Origin of the sequence: Methylophaga sp. UBA1464, from assembly GCF_002325665.1 — a bacterium.
Lineage (GTDB): Bacteria > Pseudomonadota > Gammaproteobacteria > Nitrosococcales > Methylophagaceae > Methylophaga.
The window spans coordinates 17,268-30,319 of record NZ_DCSO01000048.1; the positions used below are offsets into that span (position 1 = coordinate 17,268).

A 13,052-nucleotide genomic window follows, 5' to 3' on the forward strand; every position below is an offset into this window, starting at 1 on the left:
CGCTTTTATATGCATTTGTCAGCAGATGACAGGGATAAGTTTTCACTGCTTTTTACAGCCTACATTTTGAGGCGACTTATCATGGTATTTCTAAGCTGTCCCTGGCTTTTTTCATAATAACAATAAAGCACTATATATGAATGCCGACTGAATAGGCTGGCCAGTGAATCCGTTTATAAAACCTTGCATATTGATCTCAGGAATTGCTCCCAACGTAACCCGCTATTCTGTCTGCTAAAGTAGCATCATTTTTATGGCAGGGTGTTCAAAAATGAAATGGGCAGTGTTTGTCGTTATTTGGCTTTTCAGTTATCAGGTATTGGCACAACCGGTTCAATACGAAGTCAATGGAGAACAATTTGAAAGCTACTATGTCAGTCCCGCTGATGCTGCACCATTAGTCATTCTGATTCATGACTGGGATGGCATTACCGATTATGAAATTAAACGTGCCAATATGCTGTATCAGGCTGGTTATGCCGTTATTGCAGTTGATATCTACGGAGCCGGTATTCGGCCAGCTGAAATAGCAGACAGGCGCCATCATACCGGAGAATTGTATCGGGATCGGCAACGTATGCGGGATTTAATCAATGGGGGCATCAACCAGGCAAAACAGCTCGGCGCAGCCACCGATAATGCGGTGATGATCGGTTATTGCCTGGGCGGTACCGCAGTTCTGGAAATGGCTCGCTCTGGTTCACCAATGAAGGGTTTTGTTGCCATTCATGGTGGTCTGGGGACGCCAGAAGATCAGGATTATAAGCATGTTCAGGCTGAAATTCTGGTGCAGCATGGTGCAGCGGATGCCAATATTTCTATGGAAGAATTCAGCATGTTGAGTATGGCCATGGAAAAAGATGGTGCCCCTAATGAAATGATTGTTTATGGTGGGGCTCAGCATTCATTTACCAAAGCAGGAAACCCGCATTACGATGTACATGCAGATGAAAAATCCTGGCACCGCCTGTTAAGTTTTCTGAATGAGAAACTGCGTTAGATTCGCTAGTTCCAGCTGTTATCTTTCATAGCCATCATTGCTCGAGGCTAATTTTTACCCAACAAGACGACAATGCTGTTGTGGTGTCGATGTTTTCAATCAGTCATCTCCAATGCCAAAGTCGGAAAAAATAATGTCAGTACTCTGCAGTGTGGCTGAACAATAAGCTAGAGAACTGTTTTATTGAATCCTGCAGAAAATAAAATTCACTTTTCACACACAAATTTCACACTATTTAGCGGATACTTGATAAATGAAAACATCCGCTTTGGTGATTGGTGGCAGTGGGCAAATTGCTCAGGCCATTATTGATAAACTTTTAACTTACTTAAGGGCAGAAAACATTGTTGTTATCAGCCGTGGACTTCCACCTGATAAGTTTTCCGAAGTTATCTGGCATCAATCGAAATATGACGAGGCCAGTATGAACAAACTGGCCATGCAGTTTTATGATGAACAGCGTAATTTTGAAAAAGTCTTTATCTGTCACGGTGTATTGCATGATGGTGACATAAAACCTGAAAAACGGCTGGAAGAACTCTCTGCAGATTCGATCAGCCACATCCTGAATATCAACACCATAACGCCAGTGCTCTGGCTGAAACATCTTTTACCGGTACTTAAACAGTCAATGAACTGTCAATTAATCATCTTCAGTGCAAGGGTCGGTAGCATCAAAGATAATCATGCAGGTGGCTGGTACAGCTACCGGGCCAGCAAAGCAGCGTTGAATATGCTGTTAAAAACGACGGCTATTGAATATGCACGTCGGGCCAAACAGGTAAAATTAATTGCCTTTCATCCAGTTACCACTGACACCCCGCTTTCCCGCCCGTACAGTGCCAACGTGCCCGAAGACAAATTATTCAGCCCTGACTTTGTAGCCGACAGACTGTTTGAGATATTAAAAAACCTGCCTGCTGACGGTGAATTGTCCTTTGTTGACTGGCAAGGCAAGTCGATTAAATGGTGATATGTACGCTTCAGCCATCTCTTTTCTGTTCTCGTGCATCCAGTCGGGCATACGCTTCTTTTTCATGATGGATATCGCTGATCAATCCACGATGCATGGCGACAGAAATGGCTTCCTGATTCTGAAATCGCTCGCCATCTTTAAATAGCAGGTCGAGTAAATCCCTTGCTGGCATATCAAGATATTTAGACAGCTTTTGGGATTCATTGGAAAACTTCTCCAACACTTCCGGATGTTGCTGCTGAACATTCAAAATCGCCAGATTATCAATGATAGCAAGCTCTTTTGCTGTTGCAGGACTCAGCCCATTATCCTGTACAAACCGTAAACTGGTTAAGCCGGTCAGCTGATGAAAGGTATTTTGTACCAGATTAAGGTCAGCATCGCGTCCTGCTAACGCCACCCTCAACCATTTCAACCGATGTCGGGCCAGAATGATCATGCTTTGTTCGATCTCTTTGCTCATAGAGCTCAGCTCCTTTCAATGCCTGTTACCTTGTTAGCACAGCAGAACCATTTCAGACAAGTCATAAAGGTCCGATCCGGGACATGTGAATTTTCTCAAGCTACCATTCAGTGATGGGATCTCTGTATATTATTTCCAACAAAAAAAAGTTTTAATGAATTGAGCGGCTAATATGCTGTAAACACGAATGATTTCCATTTTCCTTAGTTTATACAGGCAAAGTTTCCCAACATAAAGGGAATTATTCATTTACTGTGACGTACAAAAACTTGGTAATAATAAGCACATAAATTACTGCTTAGACACACTCTAAAAGTAAATTTAATATCGTTATATTCAGGGAGATAGCATTATGGCGAGTTATTATCTGGATTCAAATCCCAACCTGACCAGCAACACATGTGAAATTCATCGTGTTTGTCCTGAAACCTGTCCAAACCTCCCCCGTTCTGCAGACTGTATTGCACTGGGAGACCTACCCGATTGTAAAACGGCAATTTACGTAGCAAGAAGAAAGTACTATAACCGGGCCCAGTATATTAATGCCTGTGAGCAATGCTCAAACGCTATTCCTCATTAATCCATACTTAATTGACCTGGTTCTAGGATCCCCCCTTCCCCACTTTAGTTTTTTTCCATTGCTGTTAAATTTAAACTTTTGATATCTGCCCGCAAAAAGATTTATCCTTTGCGGGCAGATTATCAAGGAACTCAACATGTCTGAACCAAGCGTTATTCCAAATTCCGAAAAACCAATTAATCCTGTTCCCAATCAAGCCAAAACACTGACAATCGTGATTTATGCTCTGCAGGCCGCATCATTTATTGTCGGTTTGACGTTTTTAGTTGCAGTTATCATCAATTACATCAAACGCGATGATGTAAGAGGCACCTGGCTCGAGTCACATTTCCGCTGGCAGATCCGTACATTCTGGTTTTGTTTGCTATGGGGTCTGATCGGTGCTTTATTGAGTGCTGTCGTTATTGGTGTTTTTATTCTGCTGGCAAATGCCGTCTGGGTAATTTACCGTATCGCCAAAGGCTGGATAAATGTAGCCGACAACAAACCGATGTACTCTGAAAGCTGATATGAAAATGCCGTTAAAGTGAGGGAGTCACTTTGACAATGGCATTTTGAATTTAAATCAAATGCCATTTTTCATGTTAGGCTTTGCAGTCTTTCAACGCTAACCTCTCGTATAACTGGATTGTATGACCAAATATCTCACTCTCGCATTGCTGCTTTTTACTGCTACTCCTAGTCAAGCGACACAAGTTTTCACTGACCCTGGCCTGAATGGTAAACCGACACCCGAAGGGGCCGATATCGCCGTATATGTCGTAGATTCTGCCAATGGTAAAGCGNNTCCAGCAACCAGCCAGTCTGCAAAAAATCATTACCGGCCTTGCTGCTCGGTTAACACTTGATAAAGATTTCCGTTTTGAAACAACGGTAGAAACATCAGATAAAGATATCATTATTAATTTCAGTGGTGACCCGACATTCACTCGGACGCATCTGCGTGTTCTGGTAGAAAAACTCAAACTAAAACAAACGACAATTGAAGGGAATCTGTATTTAAACGGCGGTGCTTTTGACACGTCAGAACGCGCTATTGGCGTGCCGTGGGATATTATGGGAGTCTGTTACAGTGCTCCTTCAAGCAGTATTACCATGAATGGCAACTGTGTTTACGGGAAAATTGAAGGCACCACACCGGCTCCGGTAAAAGCATTAAGAGCCAGTGGCTCTCCCTATATCAATATCAGTGCTGACGATATCATCATCCGGGAAGGTTTGGAGAACCAGAACATAGATTGTGACCTCAAACTTACCGCAGATAACTGGAATCAATATTCACTCAATGGCTGTGTAGGATCGCATCGCTTGCCAGTCAATTTCCATCTGGCCGTACAAAACACCACCATGTACCTGAGCAAGGTTTTGCAGGAAGAACTCGATCGCGCCGGTATCCGTCTGAAAGGGAAAATCATTCGCAACGATAAGGCTACAGGTACGGTCATTGCTCTGCATCAATCGGAACCATTACTGAAACTGATTGATGTCATGATGAAACGGTCTGACAATCTGATTGCTGACAACCTGTTGAAAACGGTTGGCCGTATTTATTACAAACAACCCGGCAGTTATGAAAATGGTGCAGCCGCTGCCAAGGCAGTACTCAAAGACAAAGCCAATATTGATTTGTCACGCGCTATCATTCTGGATGGTTCGGGTTTATCGAGAAATAACCGCGTCACCGCAAAACAATTGATGCAGGTCGTACAATTTATCTTCAGTAACAAAGAACTGGGATTAATCGAAACCCTGCCAGTGGCAGGCCAATCAGGCACCCTGCAGTATCGCAGCAGTTTGGTTAATGCACCGTTGACCGGAAAAGTGACGGCAAAAACCGGTTCCATCTATGGTGTGTACAATCTGGCCGGTAAAATCAACACTAAATCTGGTAAGTCGTTATATTTTGTTCAGTTGCTTTCCAATTATCATTCGGATAGTGATAACCGTAATGTTGCCCGCAAGCCATTAAGAGATTTTGAACGCGGTTTCTATGAAAAGTTATATAACGATAATTAAAATTCATCTTGGAGAGCAACTCTCAGATATTAGGGTCTGTTGTTCTTTCAGACCCTAGTTATAAAAAAACCCTCTTTGCGAACACAAAGAGGGTTTTTTATTGCATAAAGCGTTAGCTTACCAGGCAGATTCACCCGTTTCAGGATCATACATTTCATGGTGGATCTTGTTACGGTTGGCGATCAGCTCATCAATCGTCGGTGACCCCGACATAGCACGTTTAATTGCCAGCTTCATGGCTTCGTAGTTAGTACGATACAGATCCTTACGATCCACATCCGGGTTTGCTGCCGCATCCGGGGCAATCCAGATCATCGCTACAATACATAAGTCATCGGCATGTTCTTTTGGTATCACACCTTCGATAACACTATCCAATACGGCATCAGCAATTGCCGACTGTACCGGACCACCAAACAAGGCGACATAACTTCCTGATTTAATTGTGACTTTAGGCACAATCATGGTGGCTGGTTTAACTTGCTGGTTGGTCGCGCGAATGGCAAACATACGTGTGTGCCCTTCAGTCTGTCCCATCAAATTAGCAAAAGCCTGACCTGCAGGTCCTTTGGTACTGCCAATCAAAATTTCCGGCATTGCATCCGTGCCTTGATCTTCACTGGCAAAGACGGTGGCTTCTCCGGTTCTAAACCATACGGGTTCTGACATTGTTACACTCCAAATAATTATTAAGAAAAAACGCGCCATTCTATGTTGATGCTATCCAGGCCCGCAAGCAATAATCCTTAAGGCGTAATTCCCCCTGTTAGCCAATATGCGAACACTGGGAGTTCAAACCCAATAGGATCCTAACCATTTGCAAAGGTATTACAACTTGCAATATCACCCGATTCAAAACCGGCTTTAAACCAATGCATCCGTTGAGATGCACTGCCATGGGTAAACGAGTCCGGGCTGACATAGCCTTTGGATTGTTTTTGCAGGGTGTCATCACCGATTGCGCTGGCTGCACGTAAGCCTTCTGCGATATCTCCGGTTTCCAGCAACTGTCTCTTTTCGTTGGCATGATTGGCCCAGATGCCAGCAAAACAATCCGCCTGCAGTTCCTGTTTCACTGAAAGTTTATTGGCATCTACTTCACTTAATTTACTGCGCGCGGCGTGAACCCTGGACGATATGCCCATCAATGTTTGAATATGATGTCCCACCTCATGGGCAATCACATAGGCCTGCGCGAAATCTCCCGGGGCACCAAAACGGTTTGCCAGTTCATCAAAAAAATTCAAATCCAGATAAATCTGCTGATCGCCGGGACAGTAAAAAGGCCCGATGGCTGATTGGGCTGTACCGCAGGCTGAACGCACCACCCCACGAAATAATACTAACCGCGGTTCCTGATAGCGCTGGCCGTTATCTTCAAAAATATTGCTCCAGGTTTGTTCTGTATCCGCTAAAACTACGGAGACGAACTCAACCAGTTCCTTTTCTTCCGGAGATTCATTTAATGTTGTTGAGGATGCTGTACTGGTTGGACTTTCACCAAGACCAACAACATTCAATATATTGCCAAGGTTACCGGTAAATAAGCCATAAGCCACTACACCGACAATTAACAGCAAGGTGCCTTTAAAACCAAGAAAACGAAACATCAGTGGCAATAATCTTAAGCCACCACCGCCCATACCACCTGCACGAGAAACACGCATTGAGCGCCTATCCTCAATATTACTGCTCTTAGGTCTACCCTTCCAACGCATAATTGATTCCTTTAAAAGCAGATTGAATTTTTGATGGGGTGACTATTTTCTGAATGCCAGAGTCTGTTCCGCTATGTGAATAACATAATCATAATTTATACGTTAGAAGCTGAAGGAAATATTTTCTTCAGCAAACGATATTTCAGGGCCTGACAGGCATTTACCCCATGCTATTTCACACCGTATTCACTTTACTGGCAGTACTTTGTTCTACAGGTAATCTTAAGAGTAAAAGCAATGTGCGATAGTAAAGCTGAAGATAAAATAAAAAACATTCCGGAAAGTCGACGACTGCCTTGCAGAGGCTGCACGGCGGATTGTAAGAATTACGCTTTTTGTGAAGGGAAACCGTGGAGACAGGAGCCACAGGGGGGGCAGGCGGACAAAAAAATTCATTAACAGCCACAAAAGCCCGGTAAACCGAATGCGGTTACCGGGCTTTTAATGTTCCGCTTCATTACCGGCTATTTTGTCTACTGGTTGGCTAGTCCAATCAATATTGCTGGCTTATGCCCTGCTCTGCAGCCTCTTCCAAACCAGCCGGGTCCTCATCAGGGTAAGGTTCGTTCAGATCATCATCATCTTTGTTACGGTTCATTTCATCGGTTGATTGAGGGTTATCGGCATCTTGACCTTCCTCATCACCATAAGGGTTTTCACTCCACTCAGGATCTGCATTGAGTTCATTATCCTGGCCTATGCGATCGTCCTGCTCATCTGAGCAGCCAGATAACATAATCGAAGCGAAAGCAAATGTTATGGTAAACATGATGGTTTTTAACATAGTCACTCCTTACTGATTAATTGATAAATAATGGTCATATAAACTTTTTACTCCGGCGACCTTTGGTTATGACTTACTAAAGTTGATACCAGTGAAATTAAACAGGTTTACCACAGGCACTGGTGAGCCTGCTTTTCATTCATTGGCTGTGTGACATCATTTGCGGGGTCGTCTTCATAACTTTCAGGAATATTCGCCGTAATCACTTCTGCAACCGTTGTCTTGTATATGTTTTTGCCATCAGATACAGCGTGTAAAATAATATCTTTAGCGCTAATGGTTCCAATCAACTCATCATCACTGGCGACGACAAGATACCCGACATGCTCCTGATCCATTATTTCTGCTGCCTCTCTCAAACTGACAAAACCAGGCACCGTCATTACTGATGAATTCATAATCTGTTTTTCGTTCATCCCAAATCTCCCGATTAAACATTCAGCGATAAATGAATAGTCCATGGTATTCAGCAAGCCCTATGCCAGATGACAAACAGCCTGGTTTTTAACATATTTCATGAGCTCCGGCAGAGTCATGCAACTCGGCAAACCCAAAACCTATAATTTTTTCTCTGTATCTCAGTAATTTTTACCCATATTACATTTTGTTTTATAACGTCATCACTTTTACAACATAGATCAATATCAGCAATGACAAGCCTTCGCATAGGATTCATTATCACGGGTATACATATTGCAATACCGTTCTATCTTTTATTGAATCCAACAGGACAAAAATATGACTGACTCGCAAGTGCAAGTGCAGCATACAGATGCCATAACCTTGTTAAAAAACGATCACCGTAAGGTTGAAAAGGCCTTCGCTCAATATGAGGAATTAGGGCCATACGCTTATATTGGAAAGAAAAATCTGGCGGATGAAATCTGTGCTGAACTTATACTGCATACACAGTTGGAAGAAGAAATTATTTATCCGGCTTTTCGTAAAAAGCTGGCTGACTCGACCGATCTGGTCGATGAGGCGCTGGTTGAGCATGACAGTGCCAAACTTCTGATTAGAGAAATTCAACAAATGCAGGCTGACGAAGAACTGTTTGATGCCAAAGTCAAAGTGCTTTCGGAATACATTGAACATCACGTCAGGGAAGAAGAAAAAGAAATATTTCCGTTATTGAAAAAAAGCGACGTGGATCTGCTATCACTTGGCGAGAAGCTTGCTCAGCGCAAACAACAGCTAAGCTCTGAGCATAAAGTCTAATTTCAATAGCCGTTATTGGTGATTTATGGCTAACAACCACGCAAAAAAAGCATCCATGGAGTGGGCCTCCCTGAAAAAGGAAGCATCGGTATTTCCGATCTATTCAATGCGTAAAGCCTGGCATGTGTTGGAAAAGGAAATCTATGGAATGCCGAACGCTGATAGGAAGAATAAGAACGAGTCGGTTTTGCTAGGCAAAATTGAAATCGGAAATCTGACGGTTCTGGATCCACGACTGGGAAATCTAATACATCGTCTCGAATATACCCGCTTAAGTATTGAAAGCATCCAGTCACCGCCCACAGTCATGATCCTGGAATATATTCAGGCATGTGAGAGGGTACACCGGATTATCAACAATTATCGGAAACTCCCCAGCTAATTATCCAGGTAATCAAAAAAGGGAATATTTATGGCAAGACTGGTTAAATGCAAGGTTTGTGAATACCAAGTCGCTCGTAAGGCCAGAACATGTGTTCAATGTCATGCCCGAAACCCGGGATTAACGGCGACCGATTATCTGATTTACTGCATGTTTATCGTCATTATTATTGCGGGCATCATGCTGAGCTACAAAATCACTTTCAATGACCAGTTGATTAGAATTAAGGATGTCGAAGCTGCCGGATTTGAAAAACAGTATCAACGTCAAACATTAATTCAAAATGCTGAAGTTGGCTGGGTGGGTGAATGGTACAGTGAACGTATCGAAGTTTACCAGTTTGCCGATACGACAGCTGTTGACCTGGAATTTTTCTCCAAACATGCCGCACCCGATAATGTATTTGGCTGGAATGATGCGTGTATTCATAAAAACATCATCCTGTTAAGCGAAGGACGCCATGCTTGCCAGATACTTAAACAGTTATAAAAAGGTCAGTGTTTTTCTAATAGAAAACGTTGGGATTGCTATTCCACGTCTTAGGTATGAGTTTTGACATCCAACATATTATTAGGATTGGCATCACGGGGGGATAATTGAGGAACAAGCGTTAGATTAGCGCAGAAATTACAAATCAGTCATTAAGATTATCAAATATATTGAAAGGTAATGAAAACGTAGCGTCACATCCTTGAATGAATTTTCCAGCCGACACTGAGAAATCGGCCAGAAAATCTTTCTTCCACTAAATACACTACATTCTCATTAAACTGATAAATCTAGAGGATACTATTGGCCTTGTTCCCTGGCAGGGTCACCTTCACCCATTTCATGGGCAGGATGTTTAGCATTTTCATCATCCGATTTGTTTTTGTCATACGCTTTTTTATCTGGCGTCACTTTTTTATCATCTCTATCGACATTGTCATATGTCTGTGACTCACCTTTAGCATCATGTTTATCATGATCGCCAGCGAGTACAGGTGTCGCGATAAAAGCTGTCGCCAAGGCCGTTGAAAGAAATAGTTGTTTAAACATTTCATTCTCCTATTTTAATTATCGGCATACTTTTTAGTGAACTTGATGACTAAAAAAATCTATCAAAGAAAGTGCCGATGAAGCTTTCCTTGTAACAAGCTCCATCGCAAACCTTGTGCCAGATTTATCAGGAGCGGTTCAGGAACAAACAGTACAGCCAAATATACTATTTAATATCATAAACTTAAAGCTTAAATATAATGTTATTGTTCACTATAAAACTGGCGTGTTTATTATGAAATTTTCATGCGAGCACAGTGAATTAATCATGTAATTTTTACAAGATAACCGGAAAACTTTCAGGCTCAGCGGGTTGGATTGCCACCAGCAGGCTATAAACGATAATCCACAGGTTATGCAGGTGACACATCTAGCGCCATTCTAACTTTATTCGCCAGTTCTTCACGACTGTAGGGTTTAGATAATAACAACACACCAGGATCCAGTCGGCCATGGTGCACAATAGAGTTTTCAGTATAACCAGATGTATATAACACTCGCAGCCCGGGCCGTAACTTAAGTGCCTGTTCGGCAATTTTCCGTCCATTCATACCTTCAGGCAAAACAACGTCGGTTAACAGCAAATCAATAGTCTGTTCGGATTCAAGAATTTGCATTGCCTGCTTGCCGTCTGCAGCGGAAAGCACTTCATATCCCAGGCTTGTCAATTGCGAGATGACATACTCACGAACCAATGGATCATCTTCAACGACCAGTATCTGTTCATTTCCCTTCTTTAAATCGGTGGTAACAGACGACACGTTATCCGAAGGAACATTTTTATTGGTCGCAACTGGCAAATAAAGCCTGACTGTAGTGCCTTGTCCTGGTTCCGAGTAGATATTAACGTGACCATTACTTTGTTTGATAAAACCATACACCATGGCGAGTCCCAGACCCGTACCCTTGTCTTTTGTTTTTGTGGTGTAAAACGGTTCAAATACTTTATCAAGTATCTCTGCAGGTATACCGAAACCTGAATCTGAAATAGCAATAACGACATAATCCCCCGTATTAATCTCATGCTCCTGTGCATACCGATCGGGTAAATGCGTATTTTGTGCTTCTATGACAATGCGTCCTCCCTTCGGCATGGCATCTTTGGCGTTCAGGGCAAGATTCAGCAGAGCATTTTCAAATTGACCGGAGTCAATCATGACCTGATGAAGCTGATCATCGGCCATTAACTGAATTGAAATTTCAGCCCCTACGGCCCGTTCCAGCAATGGCCATAGTTGCTGGATTAATTGCTTGATTTTTACCGGTTTTGGTTCAAGCGGTTGTTTTCGGGCAAAGGCTAATAAACTACGGGTTAACTCTGCCCCTCGATACCCCGCTTGCAGAATCATATCCGCTAACGGTTTGAGACGGCTGGATTCATCCAGTGACTCGGTAATAATTTGTGAATTACCAATAACGACCGTTAACAGGTTATTAAAGTCGTGTGCCACACCGCCAGTCAGCTGCCCGACAGCTTCCAGGCGTTGAGATTGACGCAGACGGTTTTCCAGTTCAATACGTTCGGTAATATCCTGAAAAGCACCTTGCAAGGCAGTGATTTCGCCTTCGCTATTACGTACAGCCTCACCAGATGAACGAACCCAAATCAGCTCCCCGGCAGAATTGATGATCTGCAATTCCACATCGAAAGGTGTTCCGTGCTCTGAGCAAGCATGAAACAGTTCTTTAACCCGCGATTGATGCTCTGGAATATAAAATGAAAACCCTTCATCAAGAGTAGGAGAATAGCCATTCGGTTTGCCATGAATGTTAGCCACCATATTGGACCATTTCACTTGTTTAGTCATCATATCTATCGACCAGCCACCAAAACGGGTAACTCGACCCGCTATCTCCAGTAAATGAGCCTGTTTGCTTAACTCGCTTTGTTGCTGGAGGATCTGTTGATTCGAATGATCTTTTTGATCCAGAAGTGCATTAAAGGCAATTGATAACTCAGCCATTTCATCTTTGCCGATAACTTTTGCACGTGCTTTGTCATCGTTTTGAGACACTTGTTGTATGGTGCTGATAAGATTTCGGGTAGGTACAGCAATACGCTGATACATCATACTGAAGGCGATCACACACAACACGCCAAACAATAGCGTAGACAGTATAAACAGCAATAAAATACGGTTTATATAGCTTTGAATGCTCTGCTGATTCTCCAGCATTAACTGATCTATCGCGCTCTCTATGGCAATGCCATGATCCGCTACCTGATTGATAAGCAGTCTCGATCTTAATGGCAGGGTCAATGGATTAATCCGGTAATCATTGCTTATCAGATCGATATTTTCCGGCAGTGTTTTATAGGCATCTTCAACTGATTTAATCAGTTGATCTATATGCCGCACTGCAAGCTGAGCATTGAATCCACCATTTTCCAGAGCGGTAAGATCTGCCTGAATCGCTCGGGCATCACCTAAAAAAATCTGCCAAAGTCTGTCATCGGGACGAAATATCAACACATTATCGCTGCCAACAGATAACGCATCGATTCTGTGTTTTATTGAGCCCAGGTAGCTCAGTTCATCCCGTTTTAATTCAACCTGATGATAACTCCAGGCACCTAACACGATTAAAAACAATAATCCCAGCAGGCTTGTACATATAAAAATAATGGCGATTTGAACCAGCTTCATGGCTGACTCTCATCAATCTGCATGGTGGGAATCTTGACTGAAAACGGCTGAATAGTACGCAACGGTTCCGGAGCAAACCAGGAAATTACATCCGTCTGTATGTCTGTTTCAGCAAGCCCTCTAAGTTTGGCCCATTGAATACTTTGATGAAGTTCAGCAATTAATGACCAATTCAGATTCAATTGATGCAACGCGGGCTGGTATTTGATGAGAGGCATTTCATCTGTAT

At 42.8% G+C, this 13,052-nt stretch carries 15 protein-coding genes; 7 read left to right on the forward strand and 8 right to left on the reverse strand.

Annotation, left to right across the window (positions count from 1 at the left end):
• Positions 1-271: 271 nt before the first annotated feature.
• Both B3O33_RS05655 and B3O33_RS05660 read left to right on the forward strand, forming a co-directional pair.
• Positions 272-1,000 carry a dienelactone hydrolase family protein gene (locus B3O33_RS05655; RefSeq protein ID WP_292359696.1) on the forward strand — a complete coding sequence of 243 codons (729 nt, stop codon included), beginning with the start codon at positions 272-274 and terminating at the stop codon, positions 998-1,000.
• A gap of 253 nt (positions 1,001-1,253) precedes the next feature.
• Entirely contained in the window at positions 1,254-1,973 is a 720-nt protein-coding gene (locus B3O33_RS05660; protein ID WP_292359698.1) for an SDR family NAD(P)-dependent oxidoreductase, read from the forward strand.
• 10 nt (positions 1,974-1,983) lie between these two features.
• Here the strand turns inward: B3O33_RS05660 and B3O33_RS05665 are convergent, their stop codons facing one another.
• Positions 1,984-2,439: a hypothetical protein gene (locus B3O33_RS05665; RefSeq protein ID WP_292359699.1), complete on the reverse strand. Its 456-nt coding sequence runs from the start codon at positions 2,437-2,439 to the stop codon at positions 1,984-1,986.
• Between the two features lie 716 nt (positions 2,440-3,155).
• Between B3O33_RS05665 and B3O33_RS05670 the strand changes: the two genes are divergently transcribed.
• On the forward strand, positions 3,156-3,527 hold the full coding sequence (locus B3O33_RS05670) for a DUF4870 family protein (protein WP_292359701.1): 372 nt from the start codon (positions 3,156-3,158) through the stop codon (positions 3,525-3,527).
• Positions 3,528-3,793: 266 nt separating this feature from the next.
• A complete protein-coding gene (dacB, locus tag B3O33_RS05675) occupies positions 3,794-5,035 on the forward strand; it encodes a D-alanyl-D-alanine carboxypeptidase/D-alanyl-D-alanine endopeptidase (protein WP_292363170.1) in 1,242 nt (413 codons plus the stop codon).
• 117 nt (positions 5,036-5,152) lie between these two features.
• Here the strand turns inward: dacB and fae are convergent, their stop codons facing one another.
• The 4 genes from fae to B3O33_RS05695 all read right to left on the reverse strand — a co-directional run bounded on the left by fae (position 5,153) and on the right by B3O33_RS05695 (position 7,953).
• Positions 5,153-5,704 (reverse strand): formaldehyde-activating enzyme, encoded by a 552-nt coding sequence (gene fae, locus B3O33_RS05680; RefSeq protein ID WP_292359704.1) that lies wholly within the window; start codon positions 5,702-5,704, stop codon positions 5,153-5,155.
• 140 nt (positions 5,705-5,844) lie between these two features.
• Positions 5,845-6,753 (reverse strand): KPN_02809 family neutral zinc metallopeptidase, encoded by a 909-nt coding sequence (locus B3O33_RS05685; protein ID WP_292359705.1) that lies wholly within the window; start codon positions 6,751-6,753, stop codon positions 5,845-5,847.
• A gap of 493 nt (positions 6,754-7,246) precedes the next feature.
• Positions 7,247-7,537: a hypothetical protein gene (locus tag B3O33_RS05690; RefSeq protein ID WP_292363171.1), complete on the reverse strand. Its 291-nt coding sequence runs from the start codon at positions 7,535-7,537 to the stop codon at positions 7,247-7,249.
• 107 nt (positions 7,538-7,644) lie between these two features.
• Complete coding sequence (locus B3O33_RS05695; RefSeq protein WP_292359709.1) at positions 7,645-7,953, reverse strand: CBS domain-containing protein; 309 nt, start codon at positions 7,951-7,953, stop codon at positions 7,645-7,647.
• Positions 7,954-8,275: 322 nt separating this feature from the next.
• Here B3O33_RS05695 and B3O33_RS05700 point away from each other — a divergent pair, with 322 nt between their 5' ends.
• The 3 genes from B3O33_RS05700 to B3O33_RS05710 are packed head-to-tail and all read left to right on the forward strand — an operon-like array spanning position 8,276 to position 9,626.
• Positions 8,276-8,755 carry a hemerythrin domain-containing protein gene (locus B3O33_RS05700; RefSeq protein ID WP_292359711.1) on the forward strand — a complete coding sequence of 160 codons (480 nt, stop codon included), beginning with the start codon at positions 8,276-8,278 and terminating at the stop codon, positions 8,753-8,755.
• A 25-nt stretch (positions 8,756-8,780) separates the two neighbouring features.
• Positions 8,781-9,137 (forward strand): hypothetical protein, encoded by a 357-nt coding sequence (locus tag B3O33_RS05705; protein WP_292359713.1) that lies wholly within the window; start codon positions 8,781-8,783, stop codon positions 9,135-9,137.
• A 30-nt stretch (positions 9,138-9,167) separates the two neighbouring features.
• A complete protein-coding gene (locus B3O33_RS05710; protein WP_292359715.1) occupies positions 9,168-9,626 on the forward strand; it encodes a hypothetical protein in 459 nt (152 codons plus the stop codon).
• A gap of 300 nt (positions 9,627-9,926) precedes the next feature.
• On the opposite strand, the gene B3O33_RS05715 is transcribed toward B3O33_RS05710, so the two are convergent.
• The 3 genes from B3O33_RS05715 to B3O33_RS05725 form a co-directional block, all read right to left on the reverse strand.
• Complete coding sequence (locus tag B3O33_RS05715; RefSeq protein ID WP_292359717.1) at positions 9,927-10,175, reverse strand: hypothetical protein; 249 nt, start codon at positions 10,173-10,175, stop codon at positions 9,927-9,929.
• A gap of 353 nt (positions 10,176-10,528) precedes the next feature.
• Positions 10,529-12,823 (reverse strand): ATP-binding protein, encoded by a 2,295-nt coding sequence (locus B3O33_RS05720; protein ID WP_292359718.1) that lies wholly within the window; start codon positions 12,821-12,823, stop codon positions 10,529-10,531.
• Positions 12,820-13,052 (reverse strand): hypothetical protein (locus B3O33_RS05725; RefSeq protein WP_292363172.1); only part of this gene is annotated, 233 nt, incomplete at its 5' end. The genes B3O33_RS05725 and B3O33_RS05720, both read right to left, overlap by 4 nt.